We start from the raw sequence: 24,621 nt of genomic DNA on the forward strand, positions 1-24,621 counted from the left end.
TATAGCTCTATCGATTTTGAAATGAAACATAGAATGGACTAAGCTGTTCATTTGCCTAGTCCTTGTTTTATAAAGTCAACGCATCAGTTTTTTTCAGTACATCAAACACTTCCTCTACGTTCAATTGCCCGATATCCCCTTCTTTCCGTTTCCGGACGGAAACCATTTGCTTTTCAACCTCCTGATCACCAACGATCATCATATACGGAACTTTCTGCTTCTCTGATTCTCTAATTTTCAACCCCATTTTTTCAGCACGATCATCCACTTTCACACGGTATCCCTTTACCACAAGCTCTTTCCTCACTTCTTCAGCGTAAGATACATGCTTATCGGCAATCGGAATGATCCTTACTTGTTCAGGTGCAAGCCACAATGGAAATTCTCCTGCATAATGCTCAACGAGAATGGCAAGGAATCTCTCAACTGAACCGAAAATAGCTCGATGGATAATGATCGGAAACTCAAGTTCATTCTCTTCATTAATGTATCGGCAATTGAATTTCTCGGGCATTTGGAAATCCAGTTGAACTGTGCCGCATTGCCAGCTTCGTCCTAGCGAATCCAAAATGTGAAAATCAATTTTCGGACCATAAAATGCGCCGTCCCCTTCATTAATGCGGTAGGCCATTCCTCTTTGCTTCAACACCTCTTCCAATGACTGTTCCGCTTCATTCCACAAATCGACGGACCCCATATAATTTTCGGGCCTAGTCGATAATTCAACTTCATAACTGAAACCGAATTCCGAATAAATATCGTCAATCAAATCCAATACATGATCGACTTCCCGCTCAATTTGATCTTTCCGTACGAATAGATGCGCATCATCCTGTGTAAATGCACGAACACGCAATAGTCCATTTAATGAGCCGGATAATTCATGACGATGGACTAAACCTAATTCCGCATAACGGATCGGCAACTCCCGGTAACTTCTCCGTTTATGATTGAATATGAGCATCGCCCCAGGGCAATTCATCGGTTTCAATGCATATTGCTGTTCATCCACATCGGAAAAGTACATATTTTCATGATAGTGATCCCAATGTCCGGATTGCTCCCAAAGCTCCTGCTTCATCATAATCGGCGTCTTAATCTCCTCATACCCCGCCTCCTGATGCTTCCGTTTCCAGAACTGTTCCAACTCATTTCGTACAATCATTCCTTTCGGCAAATAAAACGGCATGCCTGGCGCTTCCTCTGACGACATGAACAATTCAAGCTCCTGGCCTAATTTACGATGATTCCTTTTTTCGATATCCATTTGTATTGACATTGTTATTCCTCCTATGTTGTGTATATAAAATAAAAAACCGCATTCCTCCCTAGTTAAGGGACGAATGCGGTCGTGGTACCACCCTGATTCCGCCGTGTTTAAAAAAACGTGGCGCTCAATTGGTAACGGTCTCCCGATCATAGTTTCCTGCAAAGTGCAGTCCCCTATGATAGCTTAAAGGTGGTAAATCATTTTTCCGCTACAGAACTTCCAGCCAAGGTCCTGTTCTCTGGTAAAGCTTCCTAAATGATTCATGTCCTTCTCAACGCTTCGTATGAAATTAAAAAAGACCGCATTCTTCCCCTGTAAAGGGACGAATGCGGTCGTGGTGCCACCCTGATTTCGCCATACTTAAAAAGCATGACGCTTCAAATGATAACGGTCTCCCGATCATAGTTTCCTGCTAAACAGTCCTCCATGATAGCTCGAAGGTGGTAAACCCTCTTTTCCGCTACAGGACTTCCAGCCATGGTCCTGGTCTCTGGTTAAGCTTCCAAAAAGATTCATATCCTTCTCAACGCTTAATTATTGATAATTAATTGTATTGTATTATATGGGACGTTTTTATTAATGTCAATAGAGATTACTTAATAACGCAGACCTCTCCCGCTTTCAGCGATTGCATGTGCTAGTCGTATCGTCGACACCGCCAACTCCGCATATGTCACTTCGCGATCTGGATTAAATTGGTTTTGCTCCGCTTTTACTAAGCCAATGGAGTTTGCCATAGCTACATAACCAATGTTCGGAGATTGCAACTTATTGGCATCTTCAAAATCTACCTTATAGATGCTGCTATCCTTTGCTGCCTGCTCTAAACCTAGTACACGGATCATCCATACCGAAAGTTCTTCTCTTGTAATCGGCGAATCGATATCAAAGTTCTGACGATCCGCTTTAAGAATACCCAATTCAACCGCACGTTCAATTTCCTGATATAACGGATGTTTAGGATCTATATTTTCAAACGTCTGGTTCATGTTTTGCTGTCCAGGGTAATAACCGCCACGGTAGAAATAAGTAAGTGAGCTCATAATGACTTTCAATGCTTCCCCTTTTGAAATGGCAGCATCAGGATTAAAGCTCTTCTCTTCTTTTACATCCAACACCTTGGCTTTAATAAGATAATTTAGCTCTTCTTCTGCCCAAGGATGTGAAATGGTAATTGAATCTTTGCCGCTAAAGAGGTTATTCCATTCCCCTGTATGCGCATTTACATAACCATATGGTTCCTCGTTAAATACAGGCACGTAGACGAGATCATAATGATTTTCCTTTACATTTTTAGCATGTTTCATATACGTAAGATCAAGGTCAAGTGCCTCTTCAAAAATTGACTTTACATCCTCCATGGAAATCACGTTATCGCTCGATGGCCAGTTTTCTATTTCTTGATAATCAACATTCAGGCTATTTAAAGAACCGTCAGCCGCTATTCCTACACTGAGCTGATCGCCATTGACGATAATGCCATTTTTAATTCTTGGGAATGTGAAGTGATACGAACCTAATCGTTCGTCGAAATAAGGTTCTCCTACAGGCATTGCATAGTTATGCAGATTTGAAGGGACCCATTCTTTCAGAAACTTCACTGCTTGGCTGAGTGCCTCTTGTTGTGAAATGGCGTTTTCTTTTTTAGAATCCTCTTCAAACTCCGAGAGTAGGTGATCTCTCATATTATGAAAATTGACAATTTCGCCTGTACTTTTATTGATTTCTAAACTTGATCCACTTCCGCCAGTTCTGTACCGATACATATAATGCACAGAAATAACCGGCAATCCATTATAGTTCTCTATTTCCTGAATGGACTCGATATTTAATTTTATTTTATCAGAATCAATCGCAAGAAATTGTTCCGCAATCTGTTTCGCTTCTTCTACAGTAATGCCGTCCTGTCTTGATGGAAGAGGATCTGTTGTAACCATTTCAATTTTTGTATCCCCCGGAACATCCGATGTGTATCCGTTTGCAGTCATCCACTTCCCTGTAGACGCCTCAATGCCTTGGAATTTTGCAGTTGGACGGTAGACCAGCTCTACAGTACGGTCGCCCGTTTGATAATCATAGTTAACTTGATAATTCAAATCAACGGATAGATTTTCTGTTACTTTCTTTACCATTTCATTTTTATCTTTTATGTTTGTGATGTCTTCATAGGTGGACTGTGTAGACTGTGGGGACATCTTATAAAAACTAACGATTTCACCGTTGCCTAGAACAGATACTTCCATTCTTTGATCAGCAATGGAGACTTTGTTTACTGTACGCGCAAAAGTAAATGAATAACGAATCGGCTCGGTTAAAATCTGTTGAGGATAGTAGTTGAAAGTGTTCGTTTCGAGTTGATAGTCTTTACCATCTAGAAATTCTTTCATAAAATCTTCCGCTATTTTCTTTGCTTCGTCTTTTGAAACTTTAGGCGGGAACAAAGCATCAGTCACATTAGGTGGTTGATAGGAAAAATTCTCAATCTGCAGTTCCTCACCAACAAAACCTATATTACCGTAAATCTGCTTCCCATTAATGGTCTTTGTAAAAACTAAATCATGTCGCACTGTTTCATCTTCCGGAAAAATATGCGCCCTGCTTACATGAAAATCATTAGCCGTCAAAAAGTCAAATTGATTCGGGAATATTTCCCTAAACTTTTTGATCAACTCATCTTTCGAGATTACTACATCTGTAGTAGCGACTTGAATCCGTACTTTTTCTGGTTGTCCATTCTCTGTAGTTGTAGCATCCGCAAGTGATGAAAACATACCAATAGACAAAATAGATGAAGTTAGAATTATACCTGCTTTTTTAAACTTCGCCAAAATACCCCTCCTAAGTTCATTTCCCTTTGTAATTTATATCTCTCTCTTATAAATTACAAAGTCTATATTTTTTCAATAATTATGTATATTGTAACTTTTTAATACTATTATGTAAAGTAAAATTTTGTATATTTTGGTGAGACATGAAAAAACCGCATTCCTCCCAATCAAGGGGTGAATGCGGTATGATGCTAACAGGTGATTAATTAACTACTACCGTCTATCGGTTAATAGTATTGTATGCCTCTTCCACTTTCAGCAATTGCATGGGCTAGCCGAATCGTCGACACCGCCAACTCCGCATACGTCACTTCGCGTTCAGGGTTGAACCGATTTTGCTCCTCTTGCAATAAGCCCATCGAATTCGCCATCGCTACATAGCCTACATTCGCAGATTTTATCTTATCAGCATCTTCAAAGCCTAACGAAAAGATGCTGCTATCTTTTGCAGCTTTCTCAAGCCCCATTACACGGATCATCCAAACCGAAAGCTCTTCTCTTGTAATTGGTGCATCGGCATCAAAGTCCTTACTATCCGCTTTGATGATTCCAGTTTCAACCGCACGTTCAATTTCTTGATATAACGGGTGTTTCGCATCGATATTTTCAAATGTTTGGTTTGTGTTTTCCTGACCGTAAAAATAACTGCCGTGATAGAAATATGTGAGTGATTTTATAAGCACGTTCAATGCTTCTCCTCTCGAAATGGAAGCATCGCCGTTAAAAGTGTTCGCATCTTTCACATCCAGCACTTTGGCGTTAATAAGATAATTGAGCTCCTCTTCCGCCGAAGGATGTGTTACGGTAATTGAATCTTTGCCATTAAATAAGTTATTCCATTCCCCGGTATTGGCATTTACATAACTAAATGGGTCATCGTTGAAAACAGGCAAATATACGAGGTCATAGTGATTTTCCTTTTCATTTTTAGCATGTTTCATATACGTGAGCTTAAGCGTAAGTGCCTCTTCTAAAATCTTTTTTGCCTCTTGTTCTGAAATGACATTGTCGCTGGATGGCCAGTTTTCCATCTCTTGATAATTGACATTTAAACTATTCAAAGAACCGTCACCCGCAACCCCGACATGAATCTGATCGCCCGTAACGATAATACCATTCATAATTCTTGGGAAGGCAAATTGATACGTGCCTAATCTATCGTCAAAATAAGGCTCATCGACAGGCAATGCATACATGTGAAGATAGGAAGGGATCCATTCTTTTACATATTTCACAGCTTGCTTAAGCGCTTCCTGCTTGGAAAGGGCGTTATTTTTTTCAGGATCTTCCCCAACTTCGGTAAGTAGATGATCTTTCATATTGTAGTAGCTAAGAACTTCCCCTGTCTTCTTATTAATCTCTATGCCTGATCCTGAACCGCCAGTCGCATGTTGATACATATATTGAACGTAAATGACTTCCTGCCCATTGTAATTCTCCATTTCATGGATCGACTCGATTTTTAACTTTACTTTATCCGAATCAATGGCAAGAAATTTTTCAGCGATTTTCTTTGCTTCTTCTACCGTAATCCCGTCTTGTTTTACCGGAAGAGGTTTCTCTGTAATTGCTTCAATTTTTGTTTTGCCCGGAAGATCAGTTGTATATCCGTCTGCAGTCATCCATTTTCCTGTTGCCGCTTCTATCCCTTGCAGTTTTGCAGTTGGTCGATAGATGAGCTCTGCACTTCGATCACCTGTTTGATAATCATAGTTAATTTGATAATTCAACTCTACGGATAGATTCGCTTTCACTTGCTTTACCATGTCATTCTTATCTTTTAAATGTGTAACATCAGCAAAAGTAGAGTTTTTAGATTGTGAAAACATCTTGTAAAAGCTGACGACTTCCCCGTTTCCTAATACGGACACATCCATTCTTTGGTCAGCGATGGAAACTTGATTTTTTGTTCGTGAGAATGTAAATGAATAACGGATCGGTTCTGTTAAGATTTGCTGCGGATAATAATTGTATATGTCAGTTTCTAACTGATAGTCTTTTCCATCAAGAAATTTTTTCATAAAATCTTCTGCAATTTTCTTTGCTTCTTCTTTAGATACTTTTGCAGGAAACAAAGCATCTTTTACATTAGGAGGTTGATAGGAAAAGTATTCAATGTCCAAGTCCTCACCAACAAATCCAATATTCCCGTACACTCGCTTTCCATCAATCATTTTAGTGAAATAAAGGTCATGCCGCACCGTTTCGTCCTCAGGGTAAATATGAGAACTGTTCATTTGAAAATCACTAATCTTTAAGAAATCAAACTGGTTTGGGAACATTTCTCTAAACTTTTGTACCAATTGTTCTTTCGATATGACATTGTCAGTGGAAGCAACTTGGATCCGTACTTTTTCTGGTTGTCCATTATTCGTAGTTGAAGCGTTTGCAATCGATGAAAACATGCCAAAAGACAAGACGGTAGAAGTAACAATCATACCTAGCTTTTTTACATTCGCCAATATAATCCTCCTAAATTGCATTTCTTAGTACGTTTTTAAGCAATCGATAGATTGTATGATTGTCCGATGAAGAAAATACCGAAACCAAGTTACATGACATTAAATGCGCTGCTTTTATAAATAAAACATATAGAAAAGGCGCCCGATTTACTCGGACGCCTTTGTTCTGCTTATTAATTGTTTTTCATTTTATCACGAAGAACCATTTGAAGGATTCCGCCGTGACGGTAGTAATCTACTTCTACGTCAGAGTCGAAACGTGCTAACACGTCGAATTCTTTGACGGAGCCGTCTTTTGCAGTTGCTGTCACTTTCAGAATATCGCGTGGTTTTACACCTTCCGCGATGTTTACGCTGATTTCCTCTTCGCCTGTTAGGCCAAGTGTTTCAGCGCTTTCCCCATTCAAGAATTGAAGTGGAAGAACTCCCATCATGACAAGGTTTGAACGATGGATACGCTCATAGCTTTCAGCGATGACTGTTTTGATACCGAGCAATGAAGTACCTTTCGCAGCCCAGTCACGTGAAGAGCCCATACCGTAGTCTTTACCTGCAAGGATTGCAAGGCCAGTTCCATCTTCTTGATAACGCATTGCTGCATCATAGATTGGGCAGATTTCTTTTGTTGGCCAGTATGTTGTGAATCCGCCTTCTGTACCTTTTGCAATTTGGTTACGGATACGGATGTTCGCGAATGTACCGCGCATCATTACTTCGTGGTTCCCACGGCGAGAACCGTATGAGTTGAAGTAACGTGGCTCTACGCCGCGCTCGCGCAAGTATTTACCGGCTGGTGTATCTTTGCCGATAGCACCTGCAGGAGAAATATGGTCCGTCGTAATGGAATCACCGAATTTACCGATGACGCGAAGTCCGGAAAGAGCTTGAATGTCAGCAGGCTCTTTTGAAAGACCTTCGAAGAACGGAGGGTTTTGGATATATGTCGAGTTTTCATCGAAATCGTATAAAGAATCGTCAGTTGTCTCGATTGCATTCCAAGCTTCGTTTTCTGTGAATACGCGAGCGTATTCTTTACGGAATAGTTCAGGTGTTACTGTCGCTTTTACGACTTCCTTCACTTCTTCCGAAGATGGCCAAATGTCTTTAAAGTAAACATCTGTACCGTCTTTCGCTTTACCGATCGGGTCTTTTTCAAAATCAATATCAACTGTTCCAGCAAGTGCATAAGCGACAACAAGTGGCGGTGAAGCCAAGTAGTTCGCTTTTACGAGCGGATGGATACGTCCTTCGAAGTTACGGTTACCGGAAAGTACAGAAGAAACTAATAGGTCGTTTTCTGTAATCGTTTTTTCGATTTCAGGAAGAAGAGGACCGGAGTTTCCGATACATGTCGTACAACCGTAACCGACTGTGTTGAATCCGATTTGATCCAAGTATTTTGAGAGACCGGAGTCTTCCAAATAGCCTGTAACGACTTTTGAACCTGGTGCTAATGACGTTTTCACGTATGCAGGAGGTGTAAGACCTTTTTCGACAGCTTTCTTCGCAACAAGTCCAGCACCTAACATAACGTAAGGGTTGGATGTGTTTGTACAAGAAGTAATTGCTGCGATTGCAAGATCGCCTGTTTTCATGCCGACAGTGCGGCCGTCTGCAAATTCAACTGTTCCTTGCTTTTCGAATTCTTTCGGAGTCAAACCAAAACCTTGGTTCCCTTCAGGAGCTACAACAGAATCTTTGAAAGAACGTTGTAGTTCTGTTAGCGGAATCATATCTTGTGGACGTTTCGGACCAGCAAGATTTGCTTCGATTTTAGAAAGATCGATTTCGATTACTTCTGTGTAAGTAGGCTCTTCGTTATCTGGTGTGAAGAACATATCGTTTTCTTCAAGATATTTCTTAACAACTTGGATATGGTCTTCTTCTCTTCCTGTTAGGCGCATGTAGTCAAGGGATTCTTCGTCAACTGGGAAGAAACCGCAAGTTGCACCATATTCAGGAGCCATGTTGGCAATTGTCGCACGGTCTGCAAGCGGTAATTTCGATACGCCAGGACCGAAGAACTCGACAAATTTACCGACAACGCCATGGGCACGAAGTGTTTGTGTCACTTTCAACGCAAGGTCAGTTGCAGTTGTTCCGTTTGGAAGTTCGCCAACAAGCTTAACACCAATTACTTCTGGAATTGGGAAGTATGAAGGTTGACCAAGCATGCCTGCTTCTGCTTCAATACCACCAACACCCCATCCAAGAACACCGATACCGTTAATCATTGTTGTATGGGAGTCAGTTCCGACAAGTGTATCTGGGTATGTTTCGTATGTGCCGTCTTCGTTTTCAATTGCGTGTACAACGCTTGCAAGGTACTCAAGGTTAACTTGGTGAACGATACCAGTTGCCGGAGGAACAGCACGATAGTTATCGTAAGCTTTTTGAGCCCAGCTCAAGAACTGGTAACGCTCAGCATTGCGTTCAAATTCAAGTTCCATGTTCAAGCGAAGCGCATCCTCAGAACCATATCGGTCAACTTGTACCGAGTGGTCGATGACAAGGTCAACCGGGATTTCCGGGTTGATTTTGTTCGGGTCTCCGCCCATTTCTGCCATTGCTGAACGAAGGGATGCAAGGTCAACGACTACTGGAACTCCAGTGAAGTCTTGCAGAATAACGCGGGAAGGTTTGAAAGGAACTTCTGCGTCCTTATCTGCATCTTTGCCCCATTTTGCCAAGTTTTCAACGTGATCATCTTTGATCACATAACCGTCATGTTGGCGCAGGACGGATTCAAGTAGCACTTTTACTGAGTATGGTAGTTTGGAAATGTTTGCAATGCCAGCTTCTTCGAGGGCTTTCAGACGATAGTAGTTATACGTCTTGCCATTCAATTCGAATGATTGGCGGCTATTGTGCAAATTGCTTTTTGCCATTGTAATTCCTCCTTTATTGAAAAGGTTGTGTGTAAGCGTTTCTCTATTCCATCATAGTACAGGTACGTTGATAAGTAAAATACATAAAAATTATAGTCTTTCATAAGAAAACATGATGACCATATGTATGAAGGCATAGAGAACCAGCTCACCGTCAAGTATATTCTGAAAAACTCATTCATGCAAAGGTTTGGTTTCATACTGATAGAATTCTACTGAATTTTTTCTATCTTTGTGGCATGATGATAAGGAAGATTAGGTAAAGGGAGTGGGATTGTTGAAAAAAGCATTATTAGTAATTGACTACACATATGATTTCGTTGCGCAGGATGGCGCATTGACGTGCGGTCAACCCGGCATCGACCTGGAAGCGTATATTGTCGACTTGACAAAAGATTTTTTGACAAAAGAGGATCTTGTCATTATGCCTGTCGATCTTCATGAAGAGAATGATCCATACCATCCTGAAACGAAGCTGTTTCCTCCGCATAATATTAAAGGTACTGCAGGACGATCTCCTTATGGTGCGTTACACACTTTGTACGAGGAAAATAAAGATAAAATTATTTGGATGGATAAAACACGATTTAGCGCTTTTGCAGGCACCGACCTTGAATTGCAGCTCCGTGCACGTGGCATAACTGAATTGCACCTCGTGGGCGTTTGCACAGATATATGCATTCTTCACACAGCAGTCGATGCCTATAATCGTGGCTTTTCTATCGTCATCCATGAAAAAGGTGTAGCAAGCTTTGATCCAGCTGGACACGATTGGGCACTACGTCATTTTGAGAAGACCTTGGGAGCTAAAGTCATACAGTGACGATCATCCTTTTTTGGTGATTCAATTGCGATAGATGTTTAATGTATGGAAAAAACGGATATTCAAATACTACATAAGCAATTATGAATCACTAAAAAGGAGATGGAGCAAATGAGTTTTATTTGGTTTCTAATTATCGGAGGAGTTATCGGTTGGCTCGCAGGACTTATTTTAGGAAAAGATATTCCAGGCGGAATCATCGGTAATATCATTGCAGGTATTATCGGCGCATGGATCGGTGGAATGTTGCTAGGAGAATGGGGTCCTAGAGTGTCTGACTTCTATATCCTTCCTGCATTACTCGGCGCGATTATTCTAGTGTTTATTGTGAGCTTGATCATGAAATCAATGCGTAGAGCTACTTAATTTTTAAAAGGTAACAAAAAGCGTCAAGGGATTTTTCCCTTGACGCTTTTTTATTCGTTCTGAAGTCTTTGGGTTTCAAATTCATTGAAAAACCATAATACGTCTTCTACATATTTGTCGCTATGATTGTAATGGAATATCGCTTTTTCAATTTCACCGTCGGCAGCACCGCTTTTGGATAAATAGTTGGCTGCGCTGAAGATAGCATCTTCAATATCAAAAGGATCGGCAATCCCGTCTCCGTTCGCATCGACTCCATACCCGCCATACTTTTGAATGACAGCAGGATCTGTCTTGTCCTTGTCAGGTATATTCCCTTTTCCAAGCCCTTCGCACCCTGGATATCCCCAGCCTACAAATGTGCAAGGCATGAACTGCATATGCCCTTCAGCACCCGCAGGAGATAACAATGGATCCATCGTTGAAAACCGGGTTTCTATTCGATGATGGGCAGCGAGTAGTGTCCAAGGAACACTATATTCCTCCGCCGCTGCTTTATAGATCGGAATATACTCCTCTGGAATAACTAAAGAAGTGTGACGATCTTGGTATTCCAGCAAAGTGCTTGCCGATTTCTTTATGAGTTCGGGGTTCTGGATGCCTGTATAAATGATTGCCGATAAGGTGAAGGTGGTTACAGCGACGGGGATGAGCAAAACGATCATAAAGATTTTCGTTTTAATGGATAACCCCTTTTTCTTCTTCTTCACTGCACCACCCTTTTCCGTTCAAAATGTTACGATTTAGGCTCTTCTTTAATGAGCGCTTTCATATCTTTTATAATATCTTCATATGGCACGTCTTCTGCGCCGTTATACGTCTTCACAGACACTCCGTCTTTATTGATCAAACTGAATGCAGTACCGTGAGTGACTTGGTCCACTCCTGGCGTTTTACTGACGAATGTCTTGAATGAACCAATTGCCAAGTTTTCAATCGTTTCCTGGCTATAGCCGGTCAACATTTCCCATTTGCTTTGATCGACAGGATCGAATGTATCCAAGTACTCTTGCAATGTTTCTGGCGTATCAATTTTCGGGTCTACACTGAATGAAACAATTTTATAATCTTCGACACCTTCGTCATGCAACATCTGCTGAAGATCTGCCATATTAGCCATCATCGGCAGACAGACGGTTTCACAGTTCGTGAAGACAAACTGGGCAATCCAGACAGTTCCCTTCAAATCGTCGAGAGATACTTGTTCATGATGCTGATTCGTAAACTCAAACGGATCAATCTTATACTTATGATCCGCTTTAAATCCGCCCATTGAACATGCGCTCAATAATAGCATAAGCATCATGATGAATGATAAAAAGATTTTTTTGCGCATATACAGACTCCTCCACTTTCAATACTTACTTTATCATAGTGGATAGGTGCTTATCAAACAACCGTACGGACCAATCCTTCTTGTCGAAACATTGACGTTTCAGTGAAGTTCATTTCACATTTAATGAAACGAGGGCACTATGGATCGCTTCCAGCTTCGTTTCAAGCCGGTGCAACAGATAGAATGATACAAATATCGGAAATCCGATCTGCTGTATAAGTTCCAGCCATTGTTCCATTTTGAAACCTCCTCTCCCATAAAGCGCAGGGCGCCTGTAGCTAGATTCAATTTAAAAAGGCTCCCAGCGCGGGACTGGGAGCCGAATACGATTATGCTTTTACAAGTTCGGTGACAGTACGCTCGATGATTCGTGCGCCTTTCACGGATTCAAGCAGAGAACCATCTACTTCAAATACACCCGAACTGATGATTTGCTGCATGGCTGCCTCCACTTCGGATGGTGTCAATCCGTTTTTCGGCTCATCTACAGTGATGGACGTCTGCTTCCCTGCAGCTGTTAGAAAGTTCAATTGTAATGTTGTTGCCATTTCTCATTCCCCCTTTTTCATTAATTCATAATGTCTGCTGTTTCCACTTTCTCCGCCCCGATAAACGGATATTCGGACAACTGTGCCAATTGTAAAAGAGCGTTATACAGATTTTCTGCAGTTGCCCCTTCTGCTAGATTGCGATAGGTTTTTGATTTGCGAATCATTTTCCCATCTTCTGTCATACCTCCGTCGAAATACACTTTTCCGACTGCATGCCTGAATTCGATTGTCGCCATTTGCTTTCCCCTCCTTTCACACGTTATATAGACCGCGGAAGCGAAAAAGGATACTTTGTCCGTGTACTTTTTTGAAAAAGCTCTTATAATGGGGAGTAGAATGGAAGAGGTGAAGACAGTTGCAAGACTTGTTTATATGGTTCATCATTTTTTGGTGTGTCGTTCTAATCGGGCTTTTCGGAATCGGTGGCTTTTTCATGTTCCGCAAATTCCTAAAAGTGTTTCCGAAAGCAGACGGCAAATCGACGCTTGACTGGGAAGAACATTATGTGAATGAATCCCTTCATCTCTGGAATGAGGAAGCGAAAGATCTTTTGAATGAACTTGTCAGCCCCGTTCCGGAATTATTCCGCGATGTCGCGAAACAGAAGATCGGTGCAAAAATCGGCCAGATTGCGTTAGAGGACCGCGCAAAGACGATAGGCTTTGATCATATTATCCGCGGCTACATCGTCGCTACTCCTAAACGCGATCATAAATTTTTACGAAGAAAATTGGACTCTATGGAAATCGATCTCACACCTTATGAGCATTTATTTGATTAACAAAAGCGGAGTCTAGACCGTCACTCAAAAAAACCTCCTGCATTAGGAGGTTTTTTCAATGGAATTCTTTAATTTGTAATACTTAACTAGCATTCCGATACGCCATGGGACAATCATGCCGAATGCCAATATCCAGAACATGCCGCCAAGCTCTCCCACATTAATAGAACTGCTTAATATCAATTTTGCTACAAAACGTATGATAAGCAAACTGAAAAGGATGATTATAAAAGCTTTGGACTTCTTGACATAGAGCTTGTCGTCCTTTTCTTCAAAATTCGTCGTTATTATCAATACAACGGAAAATAGCAATCCGACACAGATCGCTTCGATGACTTGAGGAAACGGCACCCTGAACTCTTCAAATAAAAACATGAGCGCCCCTGTCGACATGAACAGTGGCGGCAAAATGATTCGTTTCGGTGAAATTGGTCTTTTTGCCGCTTTTGTCCGCACGATGAATGCCATTGTCCCCATAAAGAGGAATAGAAAAGTCGAACCGACAATCAAGTAAATAGAGGGGATTTCATTGAAAATGAAGTCAACGAACTCCTGAAGTTTAAGCATAATCCTCCCCCCATTCCCCTAACTCATCCATCCGATGTTTCAGTTGCTCCATCGGAACGAACCTGGCGAACCTGGTCATTTCCTTTCCTTGACGGAACAGCAAAACGACAGGAGCGGTGAATAATGAGAGTTGCCCAGCTACTTCGGGGACTTGTGCCGCATTGACTTTATAAAATGGGAAAGGATATTTTTTTTCAAGCTCGGCCACTTGCGGATAAAGCCCTTCACAAACAGAGCAATGATCCGTTTTTACAAACAATAGAAGCTTCGGCTCGCTTGCTGATATAGTAAGCCATTGGTCAAAAGAATCGATTTCTTTCACCGGCACTTCCTCCGTTTCACAATCAATTATGCCTCCAAGCAAAACACTCGGAGGCTCTGGAATGAATCTTAAAACCCTTGGAAATCTCCAAATATCGGGCTTAGTAAGCTTGTTAGGAAAACGATGCCGTCAAAGAACAGTAATAGTCCAAAGGCAATCATAATATAACCGCCGATTTTCATAATAAGATTACTGTTTCTGCGAATCCAGCCAAGTCGTGTAATGAAAAACGACAAGACGAAAAATGGAATCGCGAACCCGAGCACATACATCATCATATACAGCATGCTGGAACCCGGATTTGCTGCTGCTAATCCGATAATCGCTCCGATGATTGGTCCCATGCATGGCTGCCAGCCTGCTGAAAAAGCAAGTCCGATCAAAGCCGTCCCTAAATAACCAGCTGGACGATTTTTGAATTGCAGGCGATGCTCTTTCATTAAGAATTTCGGTGTAAACAATCCGATGACCATTAAACCAAACAATACGATGAAAATAGCACCGATTTGCCTAAGAATATCTTTGTACTGTACGAAAAAATTGCCGACAAATGATGTACTGAATCCTAAAAAGACAAAGACGATTGAGAATCCGAGTAAAAAGAACAGTGTATGGAGCATACCATTCCGATTCATCCGTTTTGAATCTGATTTCAGCTCTTCGATCGACATGCCGGTGATATAAGATATGAATGCCGGATACAATGGCAGGACGCAAGGCGAAATGAAACTCAGGAAACCTGCGCCAAATGCTAGAAATATATTCAAATCAGTTCCCATCATTCTCTCCCCTTCATTTTTCTTCTCCCATCGTACCAAATCCGAAGCCGAAATTCGCTCAATTTGACTGTGAACAATTAATGAACGTATCGTAGGTGCTCTGAACTGCAATAAAAAAAACGATTCGCCCTCGCAATGAATGCGTTGGCGAACCGTTATGTTACATAGCGTCTTCCACGAGACCATTTTGTAATTGATACATCATGTAATAGAGTCCTTTTTGTGACAGAAGCTGCTGGTGCGTTCCGCGTTCGACGATTTCCCCTTGATGGAGGACGAGGATGAGCTCTGCATCCTGGATTGTGCTCAATCGATGGGCGATCGCAATTGTCGTACGGCCTTTCCGCATTTTTTCCAAACTTGCCTGAATGGCAACTTCTGTTTCCGTATCGATATTCGCAGTCGCTTCATCTAATACGAGGATTTTCGGGTTCGTCGCAATTGTCCGCGCAAATGCGACCAATTGACGCTGTCCGCTCGAGAATGTCGACCCTCGCTCTGTAACCTTTTGCGAATATTTATCCGGCAGTTTTTCAATGAATTCATTCGCTTGAACAAATTCAGCTGCAGCTCGGACTTCCTCGGAAGTCATTTCCTTATTATGCAGACGGATATTACTTTCAATATCTCCATAGAATAAGAATGGATCCTGTAGGACAAGCCCGATCTTCTTCCGCAGTTCCGCCTTTGGCAAGTCTTTTAATGAGACTCCATCAATGAGGATTTCACCTTGGCCATATTCATAGAACCTCATAAGCAAGTTGATGATGGAGCTCTTCCCGCTTCCCGTATGACCGACCAACGCAACTGTTTCGCCGGCATTCGCTTTGAAGGAGATGTTTTTCAGCACATCATTCTTGCCATCGTAAGAAAACGTCACATTTCGGAATTCGATCGTTCCTTCTTGGATTTCCTTATGCTCTGTTTCCTGTTGGGCAGGCTCCATATCCGGATCATCCATTAATTTGAATACTCGAGATGCCGAAACGAGCGCCTGCTGGAAAATGGACATCCGCTGCATTACTTGCTGGACCGGCTGGAATAAACGACCAATCAGCGTCGTGAATGCATAGATGATCCCTACTTCGACTGCACTATCAAGTGACATGAATCCGAAATAACCGAGAACGAAAACGATAGCGAAAGCGTAAAGCAAGTCGATGAACGGCCCTAGAAGAATACTATCGAACTTAATATTCCGCATTCCTGCACGATAATGGCCTTCGTTAATATCATCAAACTCACTTGCCAACCGTTCCTCCTGCCGGAATGCTTGGATCATGCCCATGCCTGATAATGACTCGGCGATTTTAGCATTCAATTGGCTCAATCGTTCGCGAATATCCTGATAGAAATCGGCGCTGTAACGACGATAGACTATGATAATCGCCATAAATAACGGCAATAAAATCATTGATACAAATGATAATTTCACATCAAGTGAAAAGAGCGCGATGTAAACACCGATAATGACGAAGATCGCTTGCAGGAAAGTGACGACGACGCTAACGAACATTTCCTTGATTGATTCCGTATCATTCGTCACACGCGAGACTATGCTTCCTGCCGGTGTCCGGTCAAAATAACGCATGCCAAGCCCCTGTACTTTTGTAAATACATCAATCCTCATTTGTTGAATAATCTTTAAGGCTATGTCCTGAAAACGGAGCAATTGAAAATAGGACACAACGACAATGAAAATCTGCAAACCGATGTAGACGAGCGCTAATGTCAACACTTCGTTTTTAGGGAAATGAAGAGGCGTCAAATAATCGTCGATGAATGATTGGATGATTAGCGGCCCGACAATGCTCCCCGTTATCGTTAATACAAGGAAGAACAATGCGACCGTGATGCTTACTTTATGCGGGATTGCATAGCGCATCAACCGTTTAAAAACGATCCACTGGTCCTTTGCCGTCAATTTAGGCTGTTTTTCCATCTGCATTATTCTTCCCCTCCTTGCTCGACAAGCACTTCCAATTGCTGCAAGTCATACATTTCCTTATACCTTCCATTCAACGCAAGTAATTCTTCATGCGTTCCCGCCTCGACGATCGTTCCTTCATGCATGACGATTATTTTATGCGCATGTTGGATGGCACTTAATCGGTGAGACGTAATGACTGTTGTTTCACCTGTCCGTGTTCGTTTCAGCGATTCAAGGATCGCTTCCTCGGTTTTTGCATCGACCGCGGACAGTGAATCATCTAAAATGAGCAATTCAGGCTGCATGATAAGCGCACGTGCAATAGATACACGTTGCTTTTGGCCTCCCGATAAGGAAACGCCGCGTTCACCTACGACTGTCTCATAGCCTTCAGCAAATCCTGTAATATCGTCATGGATATGCGCAAGCCTTGCCGCTTCGTAAATTTCTTCCCGATCTAATTTCGGATTGGTAAATGCAATGTTTTCTGCAATCGTCGTAGAGAATAGGAAATGATCTTGTGGCACGTAACCGATCGATTCACGTAAACGCTGCTGTTTATATTGGTTGATCGGATGCCCGCCATATACGATGCTTCCTTTATATCCTTCAAATTCTCTCAGCAATAATTTCAAAATTGCTGTCTTTCCAGAGCCGGTCTTCCCGACAATTCCAAGTGTCTCCCCACGTTTTATAGTGAAATGTACGTTATGTAGCGCCGGACTTTCATCGTCAGGGAATTTGAACTCTTCGATGTCGAAGTGGAGATCCCCTTCTGGACGTCGATCGATAGCCCCTGTGACATCTTTAATATCCGGAGCGATCGATAATAGTTCCGTAATACGGCTATACGATGCATTTCCGCGTTCCACGATGTTGAACAGGAACCCGAAAGCGAGCATTGGCCATACGAGCAACCCAAGGTATGTACTGAACGCCACCATATCACCGATGGACATATCTCCTGCTATGATAAATTTAGTTCCGAAATAGAAAGATAGAATATATGATACCGCAAAGATGCCTGTGATTGTCGGATCGAAAAGTGCATCCACTTTCGCCACTCTCATATTTTTAGCGACGACATCCGTCGATAGATCCGTGAAATCTTCAATATCTTCCTTTTGCTGTCCAAATGTTTTGATTACTTTAATGCCAGAAATGCTTTCCTGCGTCTTATCATTTAGATTGGAGAATGCTTCTTGAGCGAAGCGGAAACGCTTGCGCAGCAATCTTCCGTAATAACTTGTGAGGAAAATCATAAATGGAAACGGGATGAGTGCAATGACTGTCAGTTTCCAGTTGATCGTCAATGCCATCGTCAAGATGACGAAACCTCCAGTGGAAATGGAGTCGACAAGGGTTAAAATTCCCATTCCTGCCGTCTGTTGAACGGCGTTGATGTCATTTGTCGCATGTGCCATCAAATCCCCGACTCTCCTCTTTTGATAAAAAGAAGGTGACATTCTCGTAAAATGATTGAATAATTTCTCTCGCATCGTTCGCGATAATAGCACCGCGGAGCCAAAGATCATGACGCGCCAATAATAGCGAGACAGATACATCAACACTCCAGCAATCGCCAGGATGATAAGCCACTTCGTCAGCTCGGAAGCTGTCAATGTGGCTTCCGTAATATCGTCGACGATCAAGCCGATGATTTTCGGAGGAAGCAATTGCAATAAGGAAACGAACACGAGCGCTGCGACCCCGAGTCCATATTGTTTCTTCCGTTGTTTGAAAAACCAGCCAAGCTGTAGTAAAACTTTCAAAGTAATCCCCCTTTTTCTCTATCTTTGAATAGTCTATCAAAAGTCCGAACAATAGAAAAGGTACGAAACGTAAATTATTCGGATTCTGAAATACTTTTCAGGTGGACAAATGGGATACTGTGTGTTTCACCGTTGTCAGAAACGAGGTGCAGCGTCCCGTCCAATGTGTTAATTTTTTGGATGTGTCCTTTTCCTTCTGTTACTTTTTCGTGGTCCCAATAGTGTATGGAGATTTGTAAATTTCTTTCTGCGGCTTCATGGATTTGATAGTTCCATTGTTCGAGTTGCTGTTCATCAGGCTGCTGCCTAATTTGCAGTTCGTCTTCCTTTTGCCATTCACGCAGCTGCTCGATATGTTCGGGCAGCATCATCGCCGTCCATTTGATACGTCCTCGGTCACGGATCATCAGATCATCTCCCTCTTTAATTGCAAGATTACTTGTAATGCCCGCCAATGAGTTTCGAGCGATGGACGGCGGTTCCTGCGTCTGTGTAGGAAACCGCTCGCAATACAGCTGTGGAGCCGTATTTTTTGCGCAAGGAATCCATCGTCGCGCCAAGCTGGCGATTACGCCATTTATGCTCATCGAAAAAGCTAAGCTGCATGGCATATTCGTTTTCAAGATTCGCCAGACTAATGGCGATGCGCCGTACGGGGCGACCGTCGTGGAATTCGTCGAGCAGCTTCATGCAAAGTCGGTAAATGGCCATCGTATCGTTCGTCGCTTCGTACATCGAACGGGAACGACCGAATCCCCCTCCGAGCGAATTCTTCGAATAGCCGATTGATAGATGGACTGTGCGCCCCGCCTTGCCTGCTTCCCGCTTTGTGTAATCGCGGTATAGAATCAGTCCCCATAGTCGCTCCGTCCGTCCTAAGTCAATGAAGCTTTCATCTATTCTGTTGTCAAGTAGTTATATAGTATTTGTCTTTTAAAGAGCGTTTTTCGGATTTTGAACTCCATTGGGCAGTTGTGCTCCAGAGAACACTACTGAAAGAAAAAGTATTTTAGAACTCATGGAAAATATAAAACCTATAGCCGATCTCAGGGACATCGAACACACGGACAATTCTACCGACATTTACAACGGAAGAGCGTGAAGATAGCGTAGCTGTCGATAACCGAGAATAAAATTGCAAATTATAAAAGGCTATGGAATTTTTTCATTCCATAGCCTTTTGTCAGCAGGCGATAACCGTTAAAGATAAAGGTTTCCGCGGCGTTCAATCCGATTACCCAATGATATTCACTTTCGGTTCATACTCACTTAATACTTCAATCACATATCCAGATGTTATATAGACGTGATGTTCAACATTGGGGACATGTTCGCTTCCCAGCATCGCTACGCCATCATACCATGCCAAGGAAAAAAGGACATTCTGCGCTCAATTCAGACAACCATGACAACAACGGCTGTGGCCGTAAAAGTGGTCTTTATCCAAAACAGAAACAAGAAGAGTGAATGGCTTGCTATTTTGAGCACGGATTGTTCATTGACCGAAAAAGAGATTGTTCGTATTTATGGCATGCGTTGGGATATTGAAATGTTCTTCAAGGCGACGAAGTCGTTGTTAAAACTCCAAAAGGAGTTTCATGGGCGCTCCTACGACCTCTTAATTAGCCATACGACAATCGTCTTCGCCCGCTACATCGTCCTGTCCTGGCAAAATCGATGCAATACGGATGATCGCACGATAGGCGGGCTTTTCTATGAGTTATGTGATGAAGTGAACGAACTTGATTGGGCTGTCGCAATGCAGCAGTTGATCGAGCTTATTCAAATGTCCTAAAAAAGGAAAGCCGAGTATTTAAGAGAATGATGCAAAGTCAACTAGAGCAATGGATGGCTGGATTACCCAGTTATATCAAGGCTTATTTACCTATTTCTCTCTGCGAAAGTTGAGTTAGTAATTATGAAATTGATTCAACTAACAAAATATATTCAAAATCATCCTAATTCGTCTATTTCAAAATATGCAATGCCTCTTTTAAAAAGGGCAATAATCCGTCTTGGATCAATGGTCCCGATTGGTTGAATATATTGAATGCCCGAGTGTTCTTCCGACCGAAGGTTTGCCGCTCGCTTCCTTCCTACTGATTCCATGCCGCCACGGACACTTAACTGTTACTTCTGCTTTCGCAGTTCGGGATTTGCATCCTATAGGCTATGCCCAAGTGGGCACACTAAAAAAGCAATCCAGTACAGGACTGCTTTTAAAAAACTCATTGCAAGTATTCTTTGTATTTATTCCGTGCTTTTTCATGTATTTCATCTACGTGCTGTTTGTTTTGTAACAGACTTTTTGCATACTCAGTCTTTGCTTCGGCAATCGCTTTGCGAAATGCACTCTTTTCATTGCTTAACGGGACAACTCCGTATCCAACACCAGACGGAACGTAATTATCTCCAGTTTCTGATTTTCTTAAAAATAATAAGTATTCTTTATCAAGTTCCATTGGTTCGTAGTTCCCGATATAATACATTTTATCAGTTACAGGGTCATACCCCGAGTTTTCTAATACGGCTACTGTTTCATTCACATCGATATTCCCTTTAATAACCTTTGTTATTTTTATATCTGATAATGTATAAATTACCACAGGAGTACCTTCGAATCTTTCAATTGTCGCATCATTTTCATGTTCTTTTTTTGCAATGACAATTAAATTACTTTCTTTTTCAACATCATTTAAATCTGAGTATTCGGACATTTTTCCGTCGAAAATCATATACTTATCATCAAATATATGATCCTCATAGCCATTATCAAAATCACTCTCGTTTGAAACAATTGATTTGACAAAAATTTTATTACCAAGGACCAGAAAAGTTATTAATATCAATGAACCAATTATTAGTCTTTTCTTCATCTACTCATCTCCCATATTTTGCTTTCATTCCTTCTTTATCATCAGGTAAAGGGTATGCCTTTCCATTAAAACCATTTTCACGCATAACAGCATTAATATCATTTATTTTTTGTGTATGATGTAATCCAATTGCGTGACCAACCTCATGAACCACAGTTTCATCCTTTTCATCAGGGGTTCCATTTTTAAAAGCTCTGTAATAAGTTATATGAGTTTGCCTAGTATTTAAAGGTGCAGCATAACCAAAGTATCCATTATCAATATCTAAAAAGTCTTGATATATGTTGGGATTATAACCTCCCGTGTTTGCATTCACGAGAAAGACATAAGCTCCTTGGTAATTCCAAGTAGTTACCTTATTCATATGACTTTGATACGGTGACACAGACGCATAGTTATAATAATATGCATTCGATCCTACATATTGATCATTAAGATCATAGGCATATGCTGGCAAACAAATAGATATTAATAATGTAAAGATTAATGCAAAAAACAAATTTTTTCGGTTTTTCAATCTCTCCACCTCTTTTTTGTATTCTCGGCCTTTATTATACTTTTACTCCTTTCTATTTTTATAAAAACTGTGTGGTTGTCCAATATCCCCTTCGCCGCCATTGGAATAGGTTTCCATCCTTTCTACTCTATTAGTTGCTTTAGAGTCAATATCTGCATCCCACTTGACTTAAATATTGCGCTTAGTCGATGCTTACTCTATTCTGCGATAATATCAACATATTAAAGCCATTTTTTTTAATCTCGTGTCAAATTTAAGGTTGTTGCCAATGCTACAGTTGAGCTAAGAAAGAAAAATCGGTCAATAGTTTTACGGAATTTACCATATTTTGTTTTCCTCCTTTTTCGTATTACATAAACCGTACAACATAAAATTTGAATCGGAAATATATTCTATGAAAAGAAATATCGGGAAATTTCATTGAGCAAATAGTCCAATTCCAAGTATTTTTAACTTGACATCATATCTAAATGTTGATGTATTACCATTCTAAATTGGGAAAATTACTTAAACAAAAGTAAATTCTCAATAATTACCTTGAAGGTAACTTGAAGTATATACATTTAACTCCATATTATTGTGTTTCCAATCAATTTTATCCGCTTTATAAATGATCAAAAAAATACCCTTTTAATATGCCAATTATTTGGCACGTTTAAAGGAAGGAGTAAAAGGGATTGGAAGAGTCTGAATTATTACCTATAGTACAGAAAAAATTGAAAACAAGAATTAGCACAATCTAGCACTAATTCTTGTTTCATTAAGGATATTGATTTATTATCCCATGCATTGCAAGTTTAGGATATCGGCTACCGGTACCCTCTGTAAATTGAATGAACCTTCTAGCACAATACACATTCCTGGATAATCAATATCTTCAACTACTCCCTGATAATAAATAATACGTCCGTTATTCCATACTTTAATTAAGGTCTCGCATTTCATCTTACACACTAGTTCAAGCTCTTCTTGAACTAATTGCAGATCCCACTCGTTCAGTTCCGGTCTCGCAATGTAATTATCAAGGTCTGTCCATTTTCGTAGCTCTGCTACATGCTCCGGCAGCATCATCGCCGTCCATTTGATACGTCCTCGGTCACGGATCATCAGATCATCTCCCTCTTTAATTGCAAGATTACTTGTAATGCCCGCCAATGAGTTTCGAGCGATGGACGGCGGTTCCTGCGTCTGTGTAGGAAACCGCTCGCAATACAGCTGTGGAGCCGTATTTTTTGCGCAAGGAATCCATCGTCGCGCCAAGCTGGCGATTACGCCATTTATGCTCATCGAAAAAGCTAAGCTGCATGGCATATTCGTTTTCAAGATTCGCCAGACTAATGGCGATGCGCCGTACAGGGCGACCATCGTGGAATTCGTCGAGCAGCTTCGTGCAAATCCGGTAAATGGCCATCGTATCGTTCGTCGCTTCATGCATTGAACGGGAGCGCCCGAATCCCCCTCCGAGTGAATTCTTCGAATAGCCGATTGACAGATGGACCGTTCGCCCTGCCTTGCCCGCTACCCTTGCCCGCAATGCGACGTCTTCACACATTTCAAGGATGACGATGAGGATGTCTTCCCGCTTTGTGTAATCGCGATACAGAATCTGTCCCTTTCCATAGCTGATCTGTCCTTCGACGAGCGGCGCGCCGAGATCGGATAAGTCGATGCCATGCGCATGATAATACAATTGATTGCCCATGACGCCAAATTTCGTTTCAAGCCGTTCAAGGGGCGTGCGGGCTAAATCGCCTACTGAGAAGATTCCCATATTGTTCAACGTCTTTTCAAGCCGGCTGCCAATACCCCACATCCGGCTGAGCGGCGCGACCGGCCATAGCTTTTTCGGCACGTCTTCATACGTCCAGCGGGCAAATCCGGTCTTTTTCGCATCCAAGTCAAGGGCTAGCTTTGCCATCAGCATATTCGGCCCCATTCCGCAGGCGGATCGGAGCTGGTATTGGCTGACAAGTTCATCTTGAATTCTCTTGACGGTTTTTTCAGGGTCTCCCCATAGCCGCTCGGTTCCACCTAAGTCAATAAAGCTTTCGTCGACAGAATACACATGGATTGCCTCTTTCGGCACATAGCGGTTCAAATTTTTGGCGATTTCCATCGAGACATCGATGTAAAACTGCATTTTCGGTTCAATCAGTCGTATGGATGGATCATCGGGAATTTCATAAAGCCGCATTCCAGTCTGCACGCCGAATTCCTTTTTCAAGGCGGGAGAAGCCGCTAGGACGATGCCACCCTTCCGTTCTTTATTGCCGATGATGGCAATCGGCGTATCCATGATATCGAGTCCTTCAATCGCAGCCGCACAACTGGCATAGAAGCTTCGCATATCGAGGCATACGATTTTCCGGTCTGGCAAATTTTCGTACATATGCATCCCTCCCGAAAGTAAAAGAACATCCGTTCTGTATAGTATACCCAGAACGGATGTTCATATTCAATGGTTCTTAATGCCAATTGGGAAAAATGGAAAGTGAATTGTAGCGACATAGTCTTTTAGCCTTACATTTTACAAAGAAAAACATCCACTACTAT

Annotated in this window: 22 protein-coding genes and 2 pseudogenes; 4 read left to right on the forward strand and 20 right to left on the reverse strand. The window is 41.7% G+C overall.

Annotated elements, in window-relative coordinates; genetic code table 11:
- Positions 1–67: 67 nt before the first annotated feature.
- The 4 genes from thrS to acnA form a co-directional block, all read right to left on the reverse strand.
- The gene (gene thrS, locus ACTHPA_RS06080; RefSeq protein WP_440499274.1) at positions 68–1,279 is read right to left on the reverse strand and encodes a threonine--tRNA ligase; all 1,212 of its coding nucleotides are present in this window, start codon (positions 1,277–1,279) and stop codon (positions 68–70) included.
- A gap of 587 nt (positions 1,280–1,866) precedes the next feature.
- A complete protein-coding gene (locus ACTHPA_RS06085; protein WP_440499275.1) occupies positions 1,867–4,098 on the reverse strand; it encodes a PepSY1/2 domain-containing protein in 2,232 nt (743 codons plus the stop codon).
- Positions 4,099–4,325: 227 nt separating this feature from the next.
- A complete protein-coding gene (locus ACTHPA_RS06090) occupies positions 4,326–6,560 on the reverse strand; it encodes a YcdB/YcdC domain-containing protein (RefSeq protein ID WP_440499276.1) in 2,235 nt (744 codons plus the stop codon).
- A 173-nt stretch (positions 6,561–6,733) separates the two neighbouring features.
- Positions 6,734–9,448 (reverse strand): aconitate hydratase AcnA, encoded by a 2,715-nt coding sequence (gene acnA, locus ACTHPA_RS06095; RefSeq protein WP_440499277.1) that lies wholly within the window; start codon positions 9,446–9,448, stop codon positions 6,734–6,736.
- Positions 9,449–9,725: 277 nt separating this feature from the next.
- On the opposite strand from acnA, the gene ACTHPA_RS06100 reads away from it, so the two are divergent.
- Positions 9,726–10,271, forward strand: coding sequence for a cysteine hydrolase family protein (locus ACTHPA_RS06100; protein WP_440499278.1), 546 nt, complete (start codon positions 9,726–9,728; stop codon positions 10,269–10,271).
- Between the two features lie 111 nt (positions 10,272–10,382).
- Positions 10,383–10,637, forward strand: a complete 255-nt coding sequence (locus ACTHPA_RS06105; protein ID WP_440499279.1) for a GlsB/YeaQ/YmgE family stress response membrane protein — start codon at positions 10,383–10,385, stop codon at positions 10,635–10,637.
- 50 nt (positions 10,638–10,687) lie between these two features.
- Here ACTHPA_RS06105 and ACTHPA_RS06110 read toward each other — a convergent pair whose 3' ends face one another.
- From ACTHPA_RS06110 to ACTHPA_RS06130, 5 genes are all read right to left on the reverse strand, one after another.
- On the reverse strand, positions 10,688–11,347 hold the full coding sequence (locus ACTHPA_RS06110) for a lytic transglycosylase domain-containing protein (RefSeq protein WP_440499280.1): 660 nt from the start codon (positions 11,345–11,347) through the stop codon (positions 10,688–10,690).
- Between the two features lie 26 nt (positions 11,348–11,373).
- On the reverse strand, positions 11,374–11,973 hold the full coding sequence (locus ACTHPA_RS06115) for an SCO family protein (RefSeq protein WP_440499281.1): 600 nt from the start codon (positions 11,971–11,973) through the stop codon (positions 11,374–11,376).
- A 109-nt stretch (positions 11,974–12,082) separates the two neighbouring features.
- Positions 12,083–12,211: a YvrJ family protein gene (locus tag ACTHPA_RS06120; protein WP_440499282.1), complete on the reverse strand. Its 129-nt coding sequence runs from the start codon at positions 12,209–12,211 to the stop codon at positions 12,083–12,085.
- Between the two features lie 91 nt (positions 12,212–12,302).
- On the reverse strand, positions 12,303–12,521 hold the full coding sequence (locus ACTHPA_RS06125; RefSeq protein WP_440499283.1) for a DUF2922 domain-containing protein: 219 nt from the start codon (positions 12,519–12,521) through the stop codon (positions 12,303–12,305).
- Between the two features lie 20 nt (positions 12,522–12,541).
- The gene (locus tag ACTHPA_RS06130) at positions 12,542–12,760 is read right to left on the reverse strand and encodes a DUF1659 domain-containing protein (RefSeq protein ID WP_440499284.1); all 219 of its coding nucleotides are present in this window, start codon (positions 12,758–12,760) and stop codon (positions 12,542–12,544) included.
- A gap of 119 nt (positions 12,761–12,879) precedes the next feature.
- Between ACTHPA_RS06130 and ACTHPA_RS06135 the strand changes: the two genes are divergently transcribed.
- A complete protein-coding gene (locus ACTHPA_RS06135) occupies positions 12,880–13,305 on the forward strand; it encodes a DUF2621 domain-containing protein (RefSeq protein WP_440499285.1) in 426 nt (141 codons plus the stop codon).
- Positions 13,306–13,347: 42 nt separating this feature from the next.
- Here ACTHPA_RS06135 and ACTHPA_RS06140 read toward each other — a convergent pair whose 3' ends face one another.
- The 7 genes and pseudogenes from ACTHPA_RS06140 to ACTHPA_RS06170 all read right to left on the reverse strand — a co-directional run.
- On the reverse strand, positions 13,348–13,872 hold the full coding sequence (locus ACTHPA_RS06140; protein ID WP_440499286.1) for a CcdC family protein: 525 nt from the start codon (positions 13,870–13,872) through the stop codon (positions 13,348–13,350).
- On the reverse strand, positions 13,865–14,194 hold the full coding sequence (locus tag ACTHPA_RS06145) for a thioredoxin family protein (protein WP_440499287.1): 330 nt from the start codon (positions 14,192–14,194) through the stop codon (positions 13,865–13,867). Before ACTHPA_RS06145 ends, ACTHPA_RS06140 begins: the two co-directional genes overlap by 8 nt.
- Before the next feature lie 68 nt (positions 14,195–14,262).
- Positions 14,263–14,973: a cytochrome c biogenesis CcdA family protein gene (locus ACTHPA_RS06150; protein WP_440499288.1), complete on the reverse strand. Its 711-nt coding sequence runs from the start codon at positions 14,971–14,973 to the stop codon at positions 14,263–14,265.
- 160 nt (positions 14,974–15,133) lie between these two features.
- Positions 15,134–16,915: an ABC transporter ATP-binding protein gene (locus ACTHPA_RS06155; RefSeq protein WP_440499648.1), complete on the reverse strand. Its 1,782-nt coding sequence runs from the start codon at positions 16,913–16,915 to the stop codon at positions 15,134–15,136.
- Between the two features lie 5 nt (positions 16,916–16,920).
- A complete protein-coding gene (locus ACTHPA_RS06160) occupies positions 16,921–18,675 on the reverse strand; it encodes an ABC transporter ATP-binding protein (protein WP_440499289.1) in 1,755 nt (584 codons plus the stop codon).
- Between the two features lie 74 nt (positions 18,676–18,749).
- The gene (locus ACTHPA_RS06165; protein WP_440499290.1) at positions 18,750–19,082 is read right to left on the reverse strand and encodes a YolD-like family protein; all 333 of its coding nucleotides are present in this window, start codon (positions 19,080–19,082) and stop codon (positions 18,750–18,752) included.
- 28 nt (positions 19,083–19,110) lie between these two features.
- A pseudogene (locus ACTHPA_RS06170) lies at positions 19,111–19,530 on the reverse strand (DinB/UmuC family translesion DNA polymerase); the annotation flags it as partial.
- A 505-nt stretch (positions 19,531–20,035) separates the two neighbouring features.
- On the opposite strand from ACTHPA_RS06170, the pseudogene ACTHPA_RS06175 reads away from it, so the two are divergent.
- Positions 20,036–20,583 (forward strand): annotated as a pseudogene (locus tag ACTHPA_RS06175) (IS4 family transposase); the annotation flags it as partial.
- 320 nt (positions 20,584–20,903) lie between these two features.
- Here ACTHPA_RS06175 and ACTHPA_RS06180 read toward each other — a convergent pair.
- The 4 genes from ACTHPA_RS06180 to ACTHPA_RS06195 form a co-directional block, all read right to left on the reverse strand.
- Positions 20,904–21,551: a hypothetical protein gene (locus tag ACTHPA_RS06180; RefSeq protein WP_440499291.1), complete on the reverse strand. Its 648-nt coding sequence runs from the start codon at positions 21,549–21,551 to the stop codon at positions 20,904–20,906.
- A 4-nt stretch (positions 21,552–21,555) separates the two neighbouring features.
- On the reverse strand, positions 21,556–22,068 hold the full coding sequence (locus ACTHPA_RS06185; protein ID WP_440499292.1) for a matrixin family metalloprotease: 513 nt from the start codon (positions 22,066–22,068) through the stop codon (positions 21,556–21,558).
- A gap of 777 nt (positions 22,069–22,845) precedes the next feature.
- Entirely contained in the window at positions 22,846–23,175 is a 330-nt protein-coding gene (locus ACTHPA_RS06190; RefSeq protein WP_440499293.1) for a YolD-like family protein, read from the reverse strand.
- A 28-nt stretch (positions 23,176–23,203) separates the two neighbouring features.
- A complete protein-coding gene (locus ACTHPA_RS06195) occupies positions 23,204–24,457 on the reverse strand; it encodes a Y-family DNA polymerase (protein ID WP_440499294.1) in 1,254 nt (417 codons plus the stop codon).
- Positions 24,458–24,621: the final 164 nt, after the last annotated feature.

Source organism: Sporosarcina sp. SAFN-015 (genome assembly GCF_051966875.1).
GTDB lineage: Bacteria > Bacillota > Bacilli > Bacillales_A > Planococcaceae > Sporosarcina.